Origin of the sequence: Pseudomonas sp. MYb13 (genome assembly GCF_002980075.1) — a bacterium.
In the GTDB taxonomy this organism is placed as follows: Bacteria; Pseudomonadota; Gammaproteobacteria; order Pseudomonadales; family Pseudomonadaceae; genus Aquipseudomonas; species Aquipseudomonas lurida.
Map to the genome: position 1 here is coordinate 203,029 of NZ_PCQI01000001.1, position 21,162 is coordinate 224,190.

Consider the following 21,162-nt stretch of genomic DNA (forward strand, 5'->3'; position numbering starts at 1 on the left):
GGGCCAATTTCATAGGTCCAATTCCGGAGCTTCTGCCATGTCACCCCTTGCGCCGCCGTTGTCGTTCAACCCTGCCGGGATCGAGCTGGATCGTCGCCAAGGGCTGACGCGCCAGCTGTATGACGCCTTGCGCCAGCGGGTGCTGGACGGCCGACTGGTCGGCGGCACGCGATTGCCAGCCACGCGTGACTTGGCGGCAGCGTTGTCGATTTCCCGTAACAGCGTAGTGCGCGCCTACGATCAGCTGTATGCGGAGGGGTTTATTGAGGGCAGGGTGGGCGATGGGACCTACGTGGCACAATTGCCCAGCGCAAAAAAATTATCCACAAAACTGTCCACAGGGTTTTCAACAGGCTTATCCCCAGCCTTATCCACAATTGACGCGCAACAAGACTATTTTTCGCTCGGTAAAGTTATCCACAGCCCGGCGTTGGAACGGCTTGAGCACAACCATTTGCCCCTGCCGCCCACGGGGCCGCCGCGAGCGTTTCGGGTAGGGGTTCCAGCACTCGATCTATTCCCTTTCGACGTCTGGGCCAAGCTGACTGCGGCTTTCTGGCGTAAGCCGGACCTTGAGCAACTGTGTTACGGCAACCCCGCAGGGGATGAGCGATTGCGCGGATTGATCGCCGCGTATTTGCGCAGTTCCCGCGGTTTGCAGTGCACGGCTGAGCAAATTGTGATCACCAGTGGCGCGCAGCAGGCGATCAGCCTTTGTGCACAGTTGCTGGTGGTACCCGGCGACGGTGTGGCGGTTGAAAATCCCGGGTACCGCGCTGCCCGGCATGCGTTCGCCCTCGCCGGTGGACGCTTGCATGGCGTGGCAGTGGACGGCGAAGGCCTTGACTGTCACGCGTTGAACAGCCTCCACGGCTGCCGTCTGGCCTATGTCACGCCCTCCCATCAGTACCCGCTGGGTGTGGTCATGAGCCTGGCCCGTCGCCTGGAGCTGCTGGCCTGGGCCGAGCGCAGCGGCGGCTGGATCATCGAGGACGACTACGACGGCGAGTACCGTTACAGCGGTGCTCCGCTGGCCCCGCTGGCGGCCCTGGATCGCAGCGGACGGGTTCTTTATGTGGGCACCTTCGGCAAAGTCGCGTTCCCGGCGCTGCGCTTGGGCTACCTGGTGCTGCCGCCCACGCTGGTGGATGCTTTCGCCCGGCGGCGCGCGGTGGATGTGCGTCATTCGGAGGTCAGTACCCAGGCAGTGATGGCGGAGTTCATGGCGGCAGGGCACTTTCAGCGCCATGTGCGGCGTATGCGTCGGGCAGCGTTGGGTCGACTCGATGCGTTGCTGGCCGAATGGCCTGAAGGCATTGACGGGGTTGGCCAATTGCCCAGTGTGGCGGCAGGCCTGCACTTGACGGTGCCAGTGCAGAACGTTGCGCGTGAGCAGGCGTTGATCGCCCAGGCCGCTGTTGTCGGTGTCGAAATCAACGGCCTGAGCGACTACTGGCTGCCAGACGCCTGTACGCCGGTGGATCAGCGCGCCGGTCTGGTGCTGGGGTTCGCTGCCGTGCCCGAACTGCAGATCAGCTCGGCACTGATGCGCTTGCGCCAGGCGTGGACGTAGACGCCTCCGGCTCCGTGGGTTTACCCAAGAACAGTAACTGCGCCAGGTGTGGGCCGATTTCACTGCGGTACACCGCGATACCGGCCTGTTCCGAGGTGACGCCGCGCTCCACGAATGCGCCTCCCAGGCGGCGTTGTTCGGGCGTTTTCAAGTGCGCTGCGCTGTAAAGCTCATCGCCGCTCTTCGGGGCCTGGTAGTGAAAGTGGGCGTACCACAAAACCCGTTTAGTCTTTTTGTCACGTATTTCGTATTCCTGCAGGTAGTCCTTACGCGGGCCCTTGAGCCTGCGGCGGCTGCCGCTGATCGCTATGGTGACCTCCTTGGCCTGGTGCAGCAGTTGCACATGGGCCGCAGTGGGAGGTCGTGTCTTTAGCATGTCGAGCTTGATCCGCCGGCCTTCGTCGTAGAGTTTTTTAACGGCCACGCCGAGCTGCTGGCGTAGCGCTTCGGAAGTGGTGTTATCGGTTTGGTTGGTGGCATTGGCAGCGTGTTCGATGGTCGCACTTGCCTCCTCGAGTTTTTTCGCCTGGCGCTGGACTTTCTCTTCTATCTCCACCGGCAAGCGTTGCTTTTTGCGCGCCTGGACCTTGGTGCGTTCGATAAAACCATCCACGTCAGCGAGCAGTTCCCGACCGCTCTTCATGCTGGCGGAGAGACCCGGTGGCGGTTTACGGGACGCTTCCTGTCGTGGCGGTTCGCGCCTGAGCCAGACGCCCGGCGTTTTCTCGTGGAAGGTGGCGATGACCTTGTGGGTAAGCGGCTCCGTGACGTCGACCAGGCCCGACTCATGGGGCCGGGGCTCTCCCACCACCATACCTTTGTAACGGGTCTTGATGATTTTGCGCCGGGGCGCCTGGCTGGAGCCTGATGCTTGAGGCTTGGGTTCCAGGGATTTTCGCTCGCGCAAGGCGCTCACCAATTGCCGCGTGGCGCGCTGGGCGAATTCATCGATCAGTTGGCGCACGTCTTCGAGGTGCTCGATCAAGACCTCCCTCGGGTATTCGTCGGGCAGGTCGAGAAGGTCCTGGTTGATCGTGGCAAATTGGTCCACCAGGCTGTCCAGTACCTCGACCCGTTCATTCAGAGGCGCTGTCTCTTGCAGTTGCTGGACCTCCTCCAGGCTTTGAACCGCCAGGTCGGCTGACTCGACGATACGGTTGAGCGCCTGGCGTGCACCGCTCCGGGCGGCGGCATTGCCTGGCTTCAGGGCACAGTAGCGTGTCAGTGAAATCCGAAAGGCTTTCAGGTCATTGAGACGGGTGCCGGGCATGTGCAGGCGAGTGTCTTCCACGAAGGCAAGGCCATTGGCGCCAAGCCCTTGCAGGTCTTTGAAGCGGGCGTGCATATACTCCAGTTGCTGCACCATTTGCACTGTCGTCGCGTCCACGCGTTGATGCAGGTCTATCGTCGGCGACTCGTCGTTCAGGTGCGGGCCAATGTCGTCGAGTTGCTGCTGGAAGTCGTCCCTGACCACGTCGATGGTGGCTCGTGTCAGCAGGACTTGATGCTTGAGGTAATGGATCATCCTTTCCGGGTAGTCGGGGACGGTATCGAGAATGTTCAGAGACTTGAGTTGGGCGATGGGGATCTCATATTCCTCCCGGCGCTTTTGCAGCTTATTGGTGTATTCAGCCCGCTTGGCCTCGGCCGATGCGGAGGGTGCCGCCAGACTGGCGCTGCGGGCAGCCATAAGCTCGGCCAGTTTCTGTTCTCTCTGATCGTCGAAGGCGTCCAGTTGCTCGCGCAGTTCATTGATCTTCGGTGGCCGCAGGCGCTGGCGTCCTTTGAGGCGGCTCCTGAACCCACCGCCCCGCAGACGCAGGCGTGTGTCGATGAACCACTGGCCCAGGCGATTGTTGATCAACACCGGGCCCAGGCGCGTGGGTCGCTTTGGATCAACAATGATCACGGCGTCATTTTCGTCGACCACCACTTCAAACCACTGCTGTGCGACCGGTGCGTACCAGTGCTCTTGCAAGGGGTACAGATGTTGATAGGCGCCCGCCTGGGCATGTTGCGCCCCCAGGCCCTCGGGCTTGGCCACGCTGAAGCTGTCCAGGGTCTTTTTCAGGCTAGGGGGGTTGCGGGTCAGGGTGCCCAGTGTATGCAGCGAGGGTTCGTGGCCCATGGGCAATTGTGCGATTTCGATGTCGGGTTTCTGGATGATCGTGGGCGCGCGCGCCGGCGTCGGTGGGGTTGTTTTCTCTTCGTCGACGAGCGGTTTGCGGGCGGAACGCGCCACTGGCGGTTTATGCCTGTCGGCGACATGCAGGGCCAGGGCCATGCCCAGGTTGAGAATGATGTCGGTCACGGCTGACCATTTGGCTTCGACGTTGCCACTTTCACTGGCCTCGATGGCTTGCTCCAGATCATCGATGAGTTGCCCGACCCAGGCAGCCGTGCCCACCGTCTTGCCCAGGAATGGCAATGCGGCATTGAAGACCAGCCATCCGGCTTGCTTGAAGCTTTCCCAGCGTCCTTCAGCGTTGGACACCGATTGCTGGTCGGCCAGCGTTACCAGTGCGTTGGCATTGGACTTGAACAGCGCGGCCATGTAGTCGCCGCCGACAGCCCCATCACCCAAGGCGATGGGCCCGCTCATGACCACGGCCGTCAACGGTTCGATCAACAGCTTGGACAAGACCCACGGCGAAGACAATGACCCGGGAAACACGAACTGCGCATAGCTGAAACGGCTGCTGTCGGGCAGCCAGGCCAACACGGCCTGGCGCAGCGAGGTGTCCTGTTTGATGGCGTAGAGCAGGTTGGTGTGCGAGGCAAATTGCAGTAACGGCATGTTGGACAGCGGACGGTACAGCAGGCACGGACCTGCCTGGGCGTCCTGAGGCCCGATCACGAACATGTTGGCGACAGTGTCCGCAGTTTGCGTCAACCGGCGCGAGGGAATGAAAGCCAGGGGACGGATCACGATGGCCTGGCCGTCGACCCGTCGCTGGTCGGGGTCGGTTTTCATCAGGGCGCATACGTAGCGGTAACCCAGCTCATCCACCCCGAACTGGTTGAGGATTTTGTATTGCAAGGCCAGCAGCGGCAATTGCAGACGCAACTGGTTGGCATAGAGCGTTTGCCTGCGCAGGGACTCGGTCGGGTTATCGAGCAGCGTGCGCTTGATCAGAGCCGGATAGTGCTTGCCGACGTCCACTTGGGTAATCAGGCTTTCGAGGTAATCGGCAGTCATCCACTCTGGCACAGCACCGCCGTTTTCGTAGTACACCGTCTTGTTGCCCAGGGGCAGGGCGATCAGGTTTTCCAGGGCCATGTCGACCAAGGCGAAGGTCTGGGTATCTACCAACCCTGGGGCGGTGAACAGCCCCAGCACCACTTGGCTGGTGATGGTGACGCGAATGTTTTGCACGTTCAGGTTGGTCGATCGTGGATGGTCTTTGAGCATTGCCTCTTGGAGGGCTTGCAGGGCGTAGTCGCGGATCGGGGCAATCCCGTCCAGGTAGGTCTTGTTGGCCTGGCTGTCATTGAGCATTGCCAGGTCAAGCAAGTAACGGCTGTACAGCGACCCATCGGTGAATGACGCGCTCTTCAGCCAGTCAGGCATCACATCACGGATCAATTGCAGTTTGGACTGGTTCGCTACCGATATTTGATTGAACTCCAGCGTCAAGTCTTGCTGCTCAGGATCGTCGGCTGAGGGCGGGGTCCGTTCGGAAAAATCAATCTCGGTGAGGGCGTCGATTTGCTGGCTGATCAACATACAGGCCTGGAACTCAAAAAAATCACCTTCCGGTTCGAACAACCGCCAGTGCAGCGGATGTCCCTGGACGGTGACGGCATGACGGTTGAGGGTTTCTCCCAGGTTTTGAAGGCTGTCGAATCGCTTGTGTCCGGTGGCAATCGAGTAGGCGAGGATGATGGCTCGTTTCTCGTGGGTGCCAATCAACACCGAGTAGGAGGCATAGCCGAGATGTTTGATGCGGTTATCCCTGTTCACATCGACATCGATCAGATAGGTGCGCGTACGGTATTTGTCATTGGGTAGTCGCAGTGCGTAGTCGGGGTATTGGAACACCAGCCTGGCGATGGCCTGTTCGTGTTCGTCCCAATCGTTGCCCTGCAAGCCCCAGGCACCGCGCAATGTGTTGGCAAAGGTCTTCCAGCGTGGCCCTGTAGGGTCGGCGGTGTGGTTCCAGTAATCCAATTGTTGTTCCTGGAGCGCAATGAACAGCAGCGGTGCGAATTCGTTGATCATCCGGGCGATGTCGTCGATCCGTACCGGCAGATGAATATCCGGGCCACTGTTGGTGTTGCGGTAGGTCAAGTAATGCTCGCCATCGATATAGACCACGGGTGTGTCGGCGTTGGCTTGCAGGGCCAGGACGCTGCTGAGGTGTTCATAGCGAGGCGCGCCAGGGGTGACTTGCCCCTCCACGACCCGCCAGGAAGGCGACACGACGATCGCCAGGTCCGGGTCGATATCAAGCTGTGGGTAAAGCGCTTTCAAGGCCGGGCGCAAGGTCTTGGCGGCGACCTCGCGCATTGAGGGCCCCGTCGTCAGCTGAGTGACCAGGGCATTGGTGGTCTGCGCCGTTCGGGAGTCGGGTGAGGAAGAATCGGTCATTGGGCAATCCGTCAGGCAAGGGTCGCCGCGAGTTGGCAGCGTGATTGCCCCACAGTAGCCAGGTGTTCAGTGGTGACGGCGGTAGTTAGTTAGCGGCACCCATGGGGTGCCGCCAAAGGGTGTCAGGTGCCCGATTTGATCTTGGTCCACGCCCGCGTGCGGGCGCGTTCGGCGTCACGGCCCAGCGGCTTCAGGGTGTAGAGCGTGGCCATCGCCGCCTCGGTCGGGTACAGGTTGGGGTTGTTGCGGATCGACGGGTCAACCTGCTCGGTGGCGTCCTTGTTGGGGTTGGGGTAGCCGACAAAGTCGCTGATCGGCGCGATCACCTGGGGTTGCAGCAGGTAGTTGATGAAGGTGTAGGCGTCTTGCGGATTCTTGGCACCCTTGGGAATGGCGAGCATATCGAACCAGATCGGCGCGCCTTCTTTAGGCAGGCGCATGTCCACGGTCACGCCGTTCTTGGCCTCTTTGGCGCGGTTGGCGGCCTGGGAGAAGCTGCCGGAGTAACCGACGGCGACGCAAATGTCACCGTTGGCGATGTCAGCCATGTACTTGGAGGAGTGAAAGTAGGTGACGTAGGGGCGGATCTTCATCAGCAGCGCTTCGGCTTTGTCATAGTCCTTGGGGTTGCTGCTGTTGGGGTCCAGGCCCAGGTGTTGCAAGGCCAGCGGCAGGATCTCGGACGGAGAATCCAGCAGCGCGACGCCGCACTGCTTGAGCTTGCTGATGTTCTCTTGCTTGAAGATCAGGTCCCAGCTGTCTACCGGAGCATCGGCGCCCAACGCGGCCTTGACCTTGTCCGGGTTGAAGCCGATGAGGATGGTGCCGTACATGTAGGGCACCGCGAATTTGTTGCCGGGGTCGTTCGCTTCAATCAGCTTCATCAGCTTGGGATCGAGGTGCTTCCAGTTCGGCAACTGGCTGCGGTCCAGCGGCTGGAACACGCCGGCTTCGATCTGCTTGGCCAGGAACACATTGGACGGCACCACGACGTCATACCCGGAGTTACCGGTGAGCAGCTTGGCTTCCAGCGCCTCGTTGGTGTCGAAGATGTCGTACACCAGTTTGACCTGGGTGTTCTGCGCCTTGAAGTCTTCCAGTGCCTTGGGGGTGATGTAATCGAACCAGTTATAGACCCGCAGGGTGTTCTCTTCGGCATGGGCAACACCGCTGATAACGGCAGCGCAGAGGACAAGTGACTTGAGCATATTCATTGGGCAGCCCCTTCAAAACCTTCAAGAACGTTGACGGCATTGATGCCGATTTCTTCCACGGCGTAGCCGCCTTCCATCACAAACAGCGTGGGTTTGCCCAGGCCCGCGATGCGCGCGCCCATTGCCAGGTAATCCGGGCTGTCGAGCTTGAATTGCGAGATAGGGTCGTCCTTGAAGGTATCCACGCCCAGGGACACGACGATGATGTCGGCGCCATAGCGCTCGATCTCTGCGCAGGCTTCTTCAAGCGCTGCGCTCCAGCACTCCCAGCCGGAACCGGCCGGCAGCGGGTAGTTGAAGTTGAAACCTTCGCCCGAGCCTTCGCCCCGTTCGTCGGCATAGCCCAGGAAAAACGGAAACTCGGCTTCCGGATGGCCGTGGATCGAGGTGAACAGCACGTCGCTGCGCGCGTAGAAGATCGACTGGGTCCCGTTGCCGTGGTGGTAGTCGACATCGAGGATCGCGACCTTTTTGTGGCCCTGGTCGAGGAAGGCCTGGGCGGCAATGGCGGCGTTGTTGAGGTAGCAATAACCGCCCATCAAGTCGCTGGCGGCGTGATGCCCCGGTGGTCGGCACAAGGCGAAAGCACTGTGGGCGCCCTGTTGGATGGCGGCCTGGGCCGTGAGCGCGACTTGCGCTGCGCTGTAGGCGGCTTGCCAGGTGCCGGCGGTGATCGGTGCACCACCGTCGAAGCTGTAGTAACCCAACTGCCCATGCAGGCTGGTGGGCACTACGCGGCGCAAGGTGCGCGCCGGCCAGGTGTAGGGCAACAAGTCGCCGTCCTGGCCGAATTCGGTCCAGCGCGCCCAGGCGCCCTGGAAGAAGCCCAGGTAGTCGTGGCTGTGGATGCGCTGCAGCGGTGCCAGGCCGAAGTCCTGCGGCGGGTGAACAGGGCCCAGTTCGCGGTCCTTGACGCGTTGCAGCACGTGGTCGGCGCGCGAGGGCATTTCGAAGCAGGGCATCAGTTGCCCGTCCATCAGTTCACAACGGCCGTGATGCAGGTGGTGATCGTCCGAGTAAATCGTCAGCATGTTGTTGTTCTCCGCAGGCGGTATCGGTGCATGCAGTCTTGCTGGCGACGGGTGTTATGAGAACGGCAAGAGCGGCCAAAAGGGGATAAATATGGCCAGATTGTCTGTCCGTAATTCGCCCCATGGGAGCGCATGGTCTGCTCGCGAAGGCAGCGCGCGGTGCGAGTCAGGGGCGAAATTGACTCGGCGCCACACCGCTCCAGCGCACAAACGCATGCCTGAAACTCGCGGTCTCACTGAAACCCAACTGTTCGGCAATCCGGTGGATGGGCCACTGGTCCTGCGCCAGCCACTGCTTGGCGCGCTCGAAACGCAGTTCATCGAGCAGTTCCTGATAACTGCAGCCCAGGTCATGAAGGTGCCGGCGCAGGGTGCGCGGCGAACAGTTCATCTGCTGGGCCAGGCCCTCCAGCCCAGGTGCAGCGTGCAGTTGCGACGCGAGCAATTGACGGATTCGTCCCAGCCAGGCCTCGCGCCCGGTAAATTCGGTGTTCTGTTTACGGCAGCGCTCCGCCATGGCCTGGTGGGTCACGGTGTCGGCCAGGGGCAAGGGCTGGGCCAGCCAGCGTTTATCAAAGGCGAACGCGTTGGCGGTGGCCTGGAACTGCAACGGGCAGTCGAAAGACTCGGTGTAGCGCGCTTGATAATCCGGCGCATCGTACTCAAAGCGCGCGCCCAGCAAGGGCAGCGGGTGGCCGAGCAGGTCGTCGCAGATAACCTTCAGCGACCCCAGGCACAGCTCGACATTGAAGGCGGCCAGTGCCGGGTTCTCGCGGTAATCGCCAGCGGTGAACCAGATACGTTCGCCGTCCTCCTCCAGGCTCAGTTCGAAGAGTGTTCCCAACAGCGCCGGATAACGCAGCGCCAGGCGCAAAGCGTCACCGAAAGTGGCACTGGTGAGCAGGGCGTAGCCGAGCATGCCGTAGGAGGAGACGTGCATGCGCCGTCCCACGATCAAGCCGATATCGCGCTGCAGGGCGACGGCATTGGCACACACCTGCATCTCCTGGTGCGTGGCGATGCGCGTGTCGGCGCGGTTCAAGTCCGCGGCACAGATACCGCTACCGGCCAACAGCGCATCAAAGGGCACGCCTTCGGCCTTGAACGTGCTGAGCACCAGGGAGACCGCATTGAGGGTGGTGAGGTGGGAGTGCAGCATGGGAACTTCCAGCCAGGGGAGGCTGGAAGGACAGCAAGTTATATGCCGGTCAGCGCAGTTCGCCGCACAGGTCCAGCTCTACCAGGCGGCGCACTTCGCTGGTGAGCAGCCCGGCGCCGAGCAGGGCCTGCAGCTTGCCGAACACTGCTTCGCGGGTCATGCCGCCACCGGACAGCACGCCAACGCCGCGCAGGCGGCTACCGGCCTCGTACACGTCGAGCTCCACGCCGCCTTCATGGCATTGGGTGATTGCCACCACGACCACGTCAAGATCTTGCGCACGCTTGAGGCTGGCGAGGAACGCCGGGTTGTCGCTCGGGCCGGTGCCGCTGCCAAAACATTCCAGCACCAGCGCCTGGATGCCGCTGTCGACCAGTGCATCCAGTTGCCCGGCGGCAATGCCCGGTACCAGCGGCAGCACGCCGACGTTGGCCAGTGCTTTGGGCTGGCGATAGTCCAGGGCGGCGGGAATTGCGTCGGCCTTGGCAACGCCACCATTGCGCTGCAAGGCGGCAAACGGATGGCGACCAAAACTACGGATCTTCGCGCAACGGGTCGGCGCCATCAGCGCACCGTGGAAGTACAACTGCACACCCGGCGCCAGGCCTTCACCCAGCGCGGCGAGGGCGCCGCTGACATTTTCCCAGGCATCGCTGTCCGGTACGCCGGCGGGCAACATCGAGCCGGTGAACAGTACCGGCGCCGGCAGGCCCAGCAATTGGAAGCTCATGGCCGCCGCGCTGTAGGCCAGGGTGTCGGTGCCGTGCAGGATCAGCACAGCGTCGCAGCCTTCCTCCACGGCGTCGACCACGGCGGTGCGCAGGCGCTGCCAGTAGGCGGGGGTCATGTTGGCGCTGTCGATCAGCGGCGACATTTCCTGGAAGCGCCAGGCGGGCACTGGCTGATTGGCCAGTTGCTCACGCATGCGGGCCTCGAAACCGGATGCAGGCGCCAGGCCATTGGCACTGGCCTGCATGCCGATGGTACCGCCGGTGTAGAGCACCATTACGTTGTTAGCGGGTTGCATAAGATCTCCTGAACGAAAAACGCCGCCGGGCCCAGAGCATGCCCAAGGCCGGGCGGCGTGTCATCTATCTAGGCGGGCTACGCTCAGCGTTGCGCTTGAGTGTTCAGCTCTGCCGATGCGTGAGCCGTTGGCTCAGGCTTCACCGGATTCGCTGGCCAGGCCTTGCGATCCAGGTCCAGGTCAGGGAATTGGCTGGAGTCGAACACCGGGGTCTTGATGCCCGCTGCACGCTGGTTGTCGTAGTCGTTCAGGATGCGCATGGCGATCTTGAACAGGAACGCCAGGGCGAACAGGTTGACGAACGCGAGCATCGTCATGGTGATGTCGGCGAAGGCGAACACGGTGCTCAGGTTCTCGATGGAACCCCAGAAAATCAGCACCAGCACCAGCGCACGGTAGCCCATCAAGACTTTACGGTTGTTACCCACCAGGAAGCGCAGGTTGCTCTCGCCCAGGTAGTAGTTGTACATGATCGAGGTGAACACGAACAACGCCAGGGCTACCGAGATGAACATGCGGCCCCAGTCGCCGACCACCGCCGCCAGGGAGTTCTGGGTCAGGGCAATGCCGTCGCCTTCGAAACCCGGGGTATAGAAGCCGGAAAGCAGGATCAGCAACGCGGTGCAGGTGCAGATCACGAAGGTGTCGAGGAACACGCTGAATGCCTGCACCACGCCTTGGGCGATCGGGTGTTCTACCGAAGCCACCGCCGCCACGTTGGGCGCACTGCCCAACCCGGCTTCGTTGGCGAACACGCCGCGCTTCACGCCCATGATGATTGCGCTGCCCACCAGGCCACCAAAGGCTTGGTCGAGGCCGAAGGCGCTCTTGACGATGGTCGCGAGCATGGCCGGCACGTGGTCGAATTGCAGCACGATCACGTACAGGGTCACGGCGATGTAGACCAGGGTCTTGACCGGCACCAGCAGGTCGGCGATCGACGCGATGCGCTTGATCCCGCCGATGAACACCAGGCCCAGCAATACCGCCAGGGCCAGCCCGGTGTAAGTGGTGTCCAGGCCAAAGGCGTTGTTCAGCGAGTGAGTCACGGCGTGGGCTTGCAGGCCGTTGAAGGCGAAGCCGAAGGTCACCAGCAGCAGGAACGCCATGACCATGCCCAGCCAGCGCTTCTGCAGGCCGTGCTGGATGTAGTAGGCCGGGCCGCCACGGTAGGTGCCTTCCGCATCAGTGCGTTTGTACAACTGGCCGAGGGAGCATTCGATAAAGCTCGAAGACATACCCACCAGCGCGGTGATCCACATCCAGAACACGGCACCTGGGCCGCCCAGGGTCACGGCGATACCGACGCCGGCGATGTTACCGGCACCGACGCGGCCAGCCAGGCTGAGCATCAGGGCCTGGAACGAACTGAGCTGGCCGGAGCTGCTCTTCAGGCTGTCTTTAAACACCGAGAACATGTGGAAAAAGTGGCGCAACTGAACGAAACGCGAGCGAATCGTGAAATAACCGCCGAGCCCGACAATGAGCACGATCAGGACTTTCCCTGAGAGGAAGTCGTTGATGACTTCGAGCATGGAGTGTTCCTCGCTGATTTTTCTAATGGCAAACGCAGGACGGTCCGACACGTCGTATGGCACCAGGCAGTGCACGACGCTTCGACCCCAATCCTTTTGCGGGTGTTGTTATTCATGCGGTTTCGCGCTGTCCAGGACCTCGTTACCGACGATCTCTGACGCGAAGAGGGGCGGCACTATACCTAGGCGAGCATCATCCGTCTGCACGGTCTGATTAAAGGTTTCAGCCAGGCGGCGGCGGGCAAGGAGGGTTTGCAGGGCGATATTGGATTTTTTATGGGCGTCATTTCACAACCTTGAGGCAAAAAAAAGGGCCTGAAGAACGAGCCTTCAGGCCCTCAAAAGGTGAGAGGTGTCTAGTCCCTCAACCTGGTGAGCGGTGCAACAAACGCTTAGGCCTTCAACGGGACCAAACGTGGGGCAATCATGTTTTCGGGGCGCAGGATGTCGTCGAGCATGGCGTCGTCGAGCAAGCCTTCTTCGCGCACCAGTTCCAGCACGCCGCGGCCGCTTTCAAGAGCGATGCGCGCGATGCGGGTGGCGTTTTCATAGCCGATGTAAGGGTTCAGCGCGGTCACCAGGCCGATGGAATGCTCCACCAGTTCGCGGCAGCGCGCTTCGTTGGCGGTGATGCCGACGATGCAGTGCTCGCGCAGCATGTCCATGGCACGTTGCAGCAGGCGGATCGAGTCGAAGATCTTGAAAGCGATCAGCGGCTCCATCACGTTCAGCTGCAGCTGGCCGCCTTCGGCCGCCATGGTCAGCGCCAGGTCGTTACCGATCACCTGGAACGCAACCTGGTTCACGGCTTCCGGGATGACTGGGTTGACCTTGCCGGGCATGATCGAGCTGCCTGGCTGGCGGGCCGGCAGGTTGATCTCGTTGATGCCGGTGCGCGGGCCGCTGGACAGCAGGCGCAGGTCGTTGCAGATCTTCGACAGCTTCACCGCGGTGCGCTTGAGCATGCCGGAGAACAGCACGAAGGCGCCCATGTCGGAGGTGGCTTCGATCAGGTCGGCGGCTGGGACAACCGGCTGGCCGCTGATTACAGCCAGGCGCTGTACGGCCAGGGCCTGGTAGCGCGGGTCGGCGTTAATGCCGGTACCGATGGCGGTGCCGCCCAGGTTGACTTCGGTCAGCAGCTCTGGCGCCAGGGTTTTCAGGCGGGCCAGGTCTTCACCGAGGGTGGTGGCGAAGGCGCGGAATTCCTGGCCGAGGGTCATCGGCACGGCGTCTTGCAGTTGGGTGCGGCCCATTTTCAGCACGTGGCTGAACTCTTCGCCCTTGGCGGCGAACGCCTGGATCAGGCTGTCGAGGCTGGCCAGCAGCGCGTCATGGCCCAGCAGCAGACCCAGGCGGATCGCGGTGGGGTAGGCGTCGTTGGTCGACTGCGCCATGTTCACGTCGTTGTTAGGGTGCAGGTACTGGTATTCGCCCTTGTTGTGGCCCATGGCCTCCAACGCGATATTGGCGATGACTTCGTTGGCATTCATGTTGGTAGAAGTGCCAGCGCCGCCTTGAATCATGTCCACCACGAACTCTTCGTGGAAGTCGCCGCGGATCAGACGGGCACAGGCTTCGCTGATAGCCGCGTGCTTGGCTTCGCTGAGTTGACCCAGCTCGCGGTTGGCATCAGCCGCCGCTTGCTTGACCATTGCCAGGCCGACCACCAATTTGGGGTAATGCGAAATCGGAACGCCCGAGAGGCGGAAGTTATTCACCGCTCGCAGGGTCTGGATGCCGTAATACGCTTGGGCAGGTACTTCGAGTACGCCAAGCAGGTCTTTTTCTGTGCGGAAAGATGCAGCGGAGGACATGACGGAAATCATCTCGATATGGACCCGGAACTGGCCGGAACGCTGCGAATGCTAGGCTTGTAGAGCTTTTTGGGCCAATGCTGTTAAACACTGGCCTATGCACAAACGGCATAATGTCGGTGTGACCCGGTTATCATGGCGGGCGTGTGTGCCAAAATGGTGCGTACCCGTGGGAGGAAGTGATGAACCTTGAGAGCAAATGGCTGGAAGACTTCAGTGCCTTGGCGGCAACCCGCAGCTTTTCCCAGGCGGCAGAGCGGCGCTTTGTCACCCAGCCCGCGTTCAGCCGACGTATCCGCAGCCTGGAAGCCGCACTGGGCCTGACCCTGGTCAACCGCTCGCGCACGCCGGTCGAGCTGACGGCGGCGGGGCAGTTGTTCCTGGTGACTGCGCGTACGGTCGTTGAGCAGTTGGGCGAAGTCCTGCGCCATTTGCATCACCTGGAAGGCGGGCAGGGCGAAGTCATGCAAGTGGCGGCCGCCCACTCGCTGGCCCTGGGCTTCTTCCCGCGCTGGATCGCACAACTGCGCAACGAAGGCCTGAACATCGCCACGCGGCTGGTGGCCACCAACGTCGGTGACGCCGTGCACGCGCTGCGCGAAGGCGGTTGTGACCTGATGTTGGCATTCTACGACCCGGACGCCGCGATGCAGATGGACGCCGAAATCTTCCCGTCGCTGCACCTCGGTAACACCGAAATGCTCCCGGTGTGCGCCGCCGATGCCGACGGCAAGCCGCTATTCGACCTGGAAGGCGAGGGCAGTGTGCCGCTGCTGGCCTATAGTGCTGGCGCGTTCCTCGGGCGTTCGGTGCACCTGCTGCTGCGCCAACGCGCACTGCGCTTTACCACCGTGTACGAAACGGCCATGGCGGACAGTCTCAAGAGCATGGCCCTTGAAGGCTTGGGGATTGCCTGGGTGCCGCAGTTGAGCGTGCGGGCGGAGTTGGCCCGTGGCGAACTGGTGGTGTGCGGCGGGCCGCAATGGCATGTGCCGCTGGAGATCCGCCTGTATCGCTGTGCACTGGTGCGCAAGGCGAATGTGCGGTTGTTGTGGCGCAAGTTGGAAGGTGGGGCAGCGCAGCATACCTGAGCCAACACAGATCAAATGTGGGAGCTGGCTTGCCTGCGATAGCGGTGTATCAGTCGACATTTCAGGCACTGACCCTCCGCCATCGCAGGCAAGCCAGCTCCCACAGGGTTTTGTGGTGTTTTCGCTGACCTGAAAGTCAATAAAACCGCTGGTTTGCGCCGCTAGACAGATGGTCATCCAAGGGGCTGTTTATCTTGATTATTACGGTATACTGCGCGGCCTTCGGCCGGTCCAACCGGCCTTAATTCGTACAACAAGCCACGCCGGATTTCCCGCGTGGCTTGTTGTTTTTTGACGCGCCTGTGGGCGCCCAGAGAGAAGAGGCACGACGATGAGTGCATTGGTTGGCGTGATCATGGGCTCCAAGTCCGATTGGTCCACCCTTAGCCACACCGCCGATATGCTGGAAAAACTCGGCATTCCCTACGAAGTGAAAGTGGTCTCCGCCCACCGCACTCCGGATTTGCTGTTCCAGTATGCCGATGAAGCAGAATCCCGTGGCATCGAGGTGATCATTGCCGGTGCAGGCGGTGCAGCGCACCTGCCAGGCATGTGTGCGGCCAAGACCCACCTGCCGGTGCTCGGTGTGCCAGTGCAGTCGGCAATGCTCTCGGGCGTGGATTCGCTGTTGTCCATCGTGCAGATGCCCGCCGGTATCCCGGTGGCAACCCTGGCGATCGGCAAGGCCGGCGCGATCAATGCCGCGTTGTTGTCCGCCAGCATCCTGGGCGCCAAGCATCCGCAGTTCCATGCGGTGCTGAAAAAATTCCGTGCTGAGCAGACAGACAGCGTGCTGGACAATCCAGACCCACGCATTGCCTGAGGTTGTTGACGATGAAAATCGGTGTAATCGGTGGCGGCCAATTGGGTCGCATGCTGGCCCTGGCGGGCACCCCGCTGGGGATGAACTTCGCTTTCCTGGACCCGGCGCCGGACGCCTGTGCGGCCGCCCTGGGTGAACATCTGCGCGCTGACTACAGCGATCCGGACCACCTGCGCCAGCTGGCCGATGAAGTCGACCTGGTGACCTTCGAGTTCGAAAGCGTCCCGGCCGAGACCGTGGCGTTCCTGTCGCAGTTCGTGCCGGTGTACCCGAGTGCCGAAGCCCTGCGCATTGCCCGCGACCGCTGGTTCGAGAAGAGCATGTTCAAGGACCTGGGCATACCGACCCCGGCCTTCGCCGATATCCAGTCCCAGGCAGACCTGGACGCTGCCGTCGCCAGCATCGGCCTGCCGGCCGTGCTGAAAACCCGCACCCTGGGTTACGACGGCAAGGGCCAGAAAGTCCTGCGCACCGAAGCCGACGTGGTCGGCACCTTCGCTGAGCTGGGCAGTGTCGCTTGCCTGCTGGAAGGCTTCGTGCCGTTCACCGGCGAGGTCTCGCTGATTGCCGTGCGTGCCCGTGATGGCGAAACCCGCTTCTACCCGTTGGTGCACAACACCCACGACAGCGGCATCCTCAAGCTGTCCGTGGCCAGCACCGACCACCCGCTGCAAGCCCTGGCCGAAGACTATTCCAGCCGTGTGCTCAAGCAACTGGACTACGTCGGCGTGATGGCGTTCGAGTTCTTTGAAGTCGACGGTGGCCTCAAGGCCAACGAAATCGCCCCGCGCGTGCACAACTCCGGGCACTGGACCACCGAAGGCGCCGAGTGCAGCCAGTTCGAGAACCACCTGCGGGCGGTTGCGGGCTTGCCGCTGGGCTCCACCGCGAAGGTCGGTGAGAGCGCCATGCTCAATTTCATCGGTGTTGTACCGCCTGTGGAAAAGGTCATCGCCATCGACGATTGCCATCTGCATCACTACGGCAAGGCCTTCAAGGCCGGGCGCAAAGTCGGCCACGCCAACCTGCGTTGCAAGGATCGTGCGACCCTCGAGGCGCAGATCCTCAAGGTCGAGGCGCTGATCGCCGAGCAATAAGCCTCGGATCGGCGGGAACCATTGGTTGCCGCCGTCTCTCTGATTGCAGGATGGCAAAGCCTGACTAGGCTTTGCCATGACTCACATTCAATCAGAGGGAAATGCCATGGGTATCATCGGAACCATCTTTATCGGCTTGATCGTCGGTCTGCTCGCGCGTTTCCTCAAGCCCGGCGACGACAGCATGGGCTGGATCATGACCATCCTGCTGGGTATCGCAGGTTCCCTGGTGGCCACCTACGGTGGTCAGGCCCTGGGCATCTACCAGGCAGGTCAAGGCGCAGGCTTCCTCGGCGCGCTGATCGGCGCCATCGTGCTGTTGGTGATCTACGGTCTGCTGCGAAAAAAATGATTTAGCGTCACGGCCCTCTGCGCTGCGCAGGCGCAGGGGGCTAGAATGCCGACACTGTTAACCTTGTCGAGCCCCTCCATGCGCCGTCTTCTGTTTACGCTCTTATTGCTGGGCTCTGGCCTGGCCCATGCCGGCGAACTGCCGGAAACCGACTGGCTTGACCTGATGCCGTTGTCGGATCAAAAAGCCCTCGAAGCCATGCCCGAGATCGACCACAACTCCCCCGAAGCCCAAGGTACGTTCACCGACAAGGGTGGCCTGAAGCAGAGCAAGGGCTTGCCGGCGGTGATGTATTCGACCAAGACCGTGGCTGCCATGAATGGCAAGGACATCCGCATCGGCGGCTATCCGGTGCCGCTGGAAACCGACGGCAAGGGCCGCAGCACGTTGTTTTTCCTGGTGCCGTACCCAGGCGCCTGCATCCACGTGCCGCCTCCGCCGCCTAACCAGTTGGTGCTGGTGCGCTATCCCAAGGGGCTGAAGCTGGATGACATCTACACACCGCTGTGGGTGACGGGCACGTTGAAGGTGGAGAAAGTGAATAATGATCTGGCGGACGCCGCTTATGCGCTGGATGCGGGGAAAGTGCGGGTGGTGAAGGAGTCAGATCTCTAAGGCCCAACACTTACCCCTGTGGGCGCTGGCTTGCCTGCGACGCAGGCAAGCCAGGTCTCACATTTTGATCGGCGTTTCTACAGGGCGATACCGGTGATGCTCACGCCCAAGGTGTGACGTTCACCGGGCGCCAGGCTCACCACATCGTCCAGCACGTTCGCCGTTTCGATGCACAGCATGCCGGTCCAACCATCGTCAGCCATGTCGTCGAACGCCTTCGCGCGTTCAGTCCAGGGGTTCCAGATCACTGTCGACGTCGAGCCCTCGGCAGTGAGCTGGATGCGACGCTGCCAGTCGTTGTCGACGATAGCCAGTTGGGGCGGTGTGTCGAGGTAGATGCGATCGGTCTCGGCGGTGAAGTGCAGCAGGCCGGACTGATTCTTCACGGCCCAGCCGTCGGCGGTATCGATATAAGCCAGCCCGTCCAGGCCCTCGACCTGCACCTTGCGCACATCGCTCACGGCAAAGTAGGTGTGCAGCGCCTGGCTGAGGGTCACGGTGTCAGTGCCACGGTTGTGGCTGGTCAGGTGGATATGCAACTGGTCGTCCAGCAACACGCTCAGCTTCAGGTCGACCTGATGGGGCCAGCCCGGAAAGCCGCCTGCCGGCACCGGCAGCACCAGGTCCACGCGCAACGCGTCGCCTTCACACTCGCTCGCGGCCAATTCCCACAGCGCGGTACGCACAAAACCGTGGGCGCCGGCTGGTTGCTCGCTCTGGCGCATCGCCTTCACGCTCTGCGGGTTGCGGTCGAATACGCCAAACCACGGCCAGCACACCGGTACGCCGGTACGAATGCCCTTGCCCTGTTTGAACACCGCTTGAGGATTCGGCCAGATCAGCGGCTGCTCGCCGGCGCGCTGGTAACTGAAGATATGCGCGCCCTGTTGGGCCACCATCAGCTCGGCGCCGTTGTGGCGGATGCGCCAGCAATCCAGCTCGTCGATTTTCACGGTTTCAACGTGGGGCGTCGGCATAACAAAGCACTCTCAATGGCAGGCAATGGGGCAATTGACCGTTAAAACCCGGTGAGGTTTAACGCGCGCGCGACGGAACCGAACGCGTACGACCGCTGCCATCGATGGCGACGAACACGAATACCGCCTCGGTAACCTTGCGCCATTCGCTGGACAGCGGGTCATCGCTCCACACCTCGACCATCATCTGGATCGAGCTACGGCCGATCTCCAGGGCCTGGGTATAGAAGGACAGTTGCGCGCCCACGGCGACCGGCACCAGGAACGCCATGCGATCAATGGCGACAGTGGCCACTCGACCGCCTGCAACTTTACTGGCCATTGCGGTGCCAGCCAGGTCCATCTGCGCGACCAGCCAGCCGCCGAAGATGTCGCCGAAACCGTTGGTTTCACGCGGGAGTGCGGTGATTTGCAGGGCGAGATCGCCTTGCGGGATAGGATCTTCTTGTTCGAGTTCGATCATGCCGAGGGTGCCTCTGACCCGTAACGCTTCATGGGTATTTCAAGTGGATAGCCGTCTTCGAAAAAAACGTTTCAGCACCAACATACACCGCGTGATGCATTTCTCGTAAGGCGTACTAAAGGGAAACTCTGCCAAATCGGCTGGATGGCGCCCAACGACGTTTTGGCACAGCAGCCCCTCAAGACTGGGGGTCTTGCGCTCGCAGGGGCCGAGTATATCGAGACCCTGGCGCCACGACGACCTCTGGGCGCTCATTTGGTCGGCAATTAGCGGCTGTATCGCGGCTTTTTCCGGTAACTGTGCTTCTGGGCGCCGTTAAAGAGCAGGAATGGGGAATATTTCATCGCTTTGAACTGTTATTCGCTCAACGCTGTGCTTTTTCTAGCGATTTGCTATCTTGCCAAACCTGCCGCAAGTCCCGCTTGCCCTCCTGATTACTATAAGAGAAGCCTTGCCATGTCCTCCGTGCCCGCAAGCAGTGCGCAACCGTCGCGCCCGCTGACCCGCAACGACTACAAAACCCTGTCGCTGTCTGCCTTGGGCGGGGCGCTGGAGTTTTATGACTTCATCATTTTCGTGTTTTTCGCCACCGTGGTCGGAAAACTCTTCTTCCCCGTGGACATGCCCGAATGGCTGCGCATGATGCAGACCTTCGGCATCTTCGCCGCCGGTTACCTCGCCCGCCCCCTGGGCGGCATCATCATGGCGCACTTCGGTGACCTGCTGGGCCGCAAGAAGATGTTCACCCTCAGCATCTTCATGATGGCCGTGCCGACCCTGATCATGGGCCTGCTGCCGACCTACGCGCAGATCGGCCTGTGGGCGCCGGTCCTGTTGCTGCTGATGCGCATCATCCAGGGCGCGGCCATTGGCGGCGAAGTACCTGGCGCCTGGGTGTTCGTCTCCGAGCACGTACCGCCCCGCCATATCGGCTATGCCTGCGGCACCCTGACCAGCGGCCTGACCGCCGGGATCCTGCTGGGCTCGCTGGTGGCCACCGCGATCAATACGATTTACAGCCCGGAGCAGGTCTCGGATTACGCCTGGCGTATCCCGTTCCTGCTCGGTGGCGTGTTCGGCCTGCTGTCGGTCTACCTGCGCCGCTGGCTGCATGAAACGCCGATTTTCGCCGAGATGCAGCAACGCAAGACACTGGCCGCCGAGCTGCCGTTGCGCGCGGTATTGCGTGATCACCGGGGCGCCATCGTGCTGTCGATGCTGCTGACCTGGCTGCTGTCGGCGGGTATCGTCGTCGTCATCCTGATGACCCCGACCGTGCTGCAGACGGTTTATCACTTCAGCGCGACCGTCGCGCTGCAGGCCAACAGCCTGGCCATCGTCGCCTTGAGCCTGGGCTGCATTGCCTCGGGCGCCCTGGCGGACCGCTTCGGTGCCGGCCGCGTGCTGATCGTTGGTTGCACGCTGTTGCTGGCAACCTCCTGGACGCTGTATCACAGCCTGATCGCTCATCCGGACTGGCTGTTCCCGCTGTACACGTTGACCGGTCTGTTCGTCGGCACCATCGGCGTAGTGCCTTACGTCATGGTCAAGGCTTTCCCACCGGTGGTGCGTTTCAGCGGGTTGTCGTTCTCCTATAACGTGGCCTACGCCATATTCGGGGGACTGACGCCGTTGGCGGTGTCGCTGCTGATGAAGGAAAGCCCGATGGGGCCGTCTTACTACGTGGCTGCCCTGTGTGTGATGGGCCTGTTGGTGGGTGGCTATCTGTGGAAGCGCGGACGCTGAAACCCGCCCGATCCCCGGTGGCGATTGAGCTTGCTCGCGTTGGACTGCGCG

At 61.7% G+C, this 21,162-nt stretch carries 16 protein-coding genes; 7 read left to right on the top strand and 9 right to left on the bottom strand.

Annotation, left to right across the window (positions count from 1 at the left end; genetic code table 11):
- The first annotated feature begins 37 nt into the window (after positions 1-37).
- On the top strand, positions 38-1,573 hold the full coding sequence (locus CQ002_RS00965) for a PLP-dependent aminotransferase family protein (RefSeq protein WP_105163071.1): 1,536 nt from the start codon (positions 38-40) through the stop codon (positions 1,571-1,573).
- On the opposite strand, the gene CQ002_RS00970 is transcribed toward CQ002_RS00965, so the two are convergent.
- The 7 genes from CQ002_RS00970 to aspA all read right to left on the bottom strand — a co-directional run bounded on the left by CQ002_RS00970 (position 1,533) and on the right by aspA (position 13,947).
- Positions 1,533-6,164, bottom strand: a complete 4,632-nt coding sequence (locus CQ002_RS00970) for a dermonecrotic toxin domain-containing protein (protein WP_105163070.1) — start codon at positions 6,162-6,164, stop codon at positions 1,533-1,535. The genes CQ002_RS00965 and CQ002_RS00970 overlap by 41 nt on opposite strands.
- 122 nt (positions 6,165-6,286) lie before the next feature.
- On the bottom strand, positions 6,287-7,378 hold the full coding sequence (locus CQ002_RS00975) for a polyamine ABC transporter substrate-binding protein (RefSeq protein WP_098467597.1): 1,092 nt from the start codon (positions 7,376-7,378) through the stop codon (positions 6,287-6,289).
- A complete protein-coding gene (locus CQ002_RS00980; RefSeq protein WP_105163069.1) occupies positions 7,375-8,409 on the bottom strand; it encodes a histone deacetylase family protein in 1,035 nt (344 codons plus the stop codon). The genes CQ002_RS00975 and CQ002_RS00980 overlap by 4 nt, the downstream gene beginning before the upstream one ends.
- Positions 8,410-8,575: 166 nt before the next feature.
- The gene (locus tag CQ002_RS00985) at positions 8,576-9,568 is read right to left on the bottom strand and encodes an AraC family transcriptional regulator (RefSeq protein ID WP_098467595.1); all 993 of its coding nucleotides are present in this window, start codon (positions 9,566-9,568) and stop codon (positions 8,576-8,578) included.
- Positions 9,569-9,617: 49 nt separating this feature from the next.
- Complete coding sequence (locus tag CQ002_RS00990; protein ID WP_034110383.1) at positions 9,618-10,595, bottom strand: asparaginase; 978 nt, start codon at positions 10,593-10,595, stop codon at positions 9,618-9,620.
- A gap of 83 nt (positions 10,596-10,678) precedes the next feature.
- Positions 10,679-12,130: a sodium:alanine symporter family protein gene (locus tag CQ002_RS00995; RefSeq protein WP_105163068.1), complete on the bottom strand. Its 1,452-nt coding sequence runs from the start codon at positions 12,128-12,130 to the stop codon at positions 10,679-10,681.
- A gap of 392 nt (positions 12,131-12,522) precedes the next feature.
- Positions 12,523-13,947 (bottom strand): aspartate ammonia-lyase, encoded by a 1,425-nt coding sequence (aspA, locus tag CQ002_RS01000; RefSeq protein ID WP_010207594.1) that lies wholly within the window; start codon positions 13,945-13,947, stop codon positions 12,523-12,525.
- A gap of 182 nt (positions 13,948-14,129) precedes the next feature.
- On the opposite strand from aspA, the gene CQ002_RS01005 reads away from it, so the two are divergent.
- From CQ002_RS01005 to CQ002_RS01025, 5 genes are all read left to right on the top strand, one after another.
- A complete protein-coding gene (locus CQ002_RS01005) occupies positions 14,130-15,038 on the top strand; it encodes a LysR substrate-binding domain-containing protein (RefSeq protein WP_034110379.1) in 909 nt (302 codons plus the stop codon).
- Between the two features lie 331 nt (positions 15,039-15,369).
- On the top strand, positions 15,370-15,861 hold the full coding sequence (purE, locus tag CQ002_RS01010) for a 5-(carboxyamino)imidazole ribonucleotide mutase (RefSeq protein ID WP_003176980.1): 492 nt from the start codon (positions 15,370-15,372) through the stop codon (positions 15,859-15,861).
- An 11-nt stretch (positions 15,862-15,872) separates the two neighbouring features.
- Positions 15,873-16,958, top strand: coding sequence for a 5-(carboxyamino)imidazole ribonucleotide synthase (locus CQ002_RS01015; RefSeq protein ID WP_034110377.1), 1,086 nt, complete (start codon positions 15,873-15,875; stop codon positions 16,956-16,958).
- A 106-nt stretch (positions 16,959-17,064) separates the two neighbouring features.
- On the top strand, positions 17,065-17,310 hold the full coding sequence (locus CQ002_RS01020) for a GlsB/YeaQ/YmgE family stress response membrane protein (RefSeq protein ID WP_015886585.1): 246 nt from the start codon (positions 17,065-17,067) through the stop codon (positions 17,308-17,310).
- A gap of 78 nt (positions 17,311-17,388) precedes the next feature.
- Complete coding sequence (locus tag CQ002_RS01025; protein ID WP_034110375.1) at positions 17,389-17,925, top strand: DUF3299 domain-containing protein; 537 nt, start codon at positions 17,389-17,391, stop codon at positions 17,923-17,925.
- Positions 17,926-18,002: 77 nt separating this feature from the next.
- On the opposite strand, the gene CQ002_RS01030 is transcribed toward CQ002_RS01025, so the two are convergent.
- Both CQ002_RS01030 and CQ002_RS01035 read right to left on the bottom strand, forming a co-directional pair.
- Complete coding sequence (locus CQ002_RS01030) at positions 18,003-18,902, bottom strand: D-hexose-6-phosphate mutarotase (RefSeq protein WP_098467594.1); 900 nt, start codon at positions 18,900-18,902, stop codon at positions 18,003-18,005.
- Positions 18,903-18,960: 58 nt separating this feature from the next.
- Positions 18,961-19,365 (bottom strand): acyl-CoA thioesterase, encoded by a 405-nt coding sequence (locus tag CQ002_RS01035; protein WP_003176975.1) that lies wholly within the window; start codon positions 19,363-19,365, stop codon positions 18,961-18,963.
- 456 nt (positions 19,366-19,821) lie between these two features.
- On the opposite strand from CQ002_RS01035, the gene CQ002_RS01040 reads away from it, so the two are divergent.
- Complete coding sequence (locus CQ002_RS01040) at positions 19,822-21,111, top strand: MFS transporter (RefSeq protein ID WP_034110371.1); 1,290 nt, start codon at positions 19,822-19,824, stop codon at positions 21,109-21,111.
- Positions 21,112-21,162: the final 51 nt, after the last annotated feature.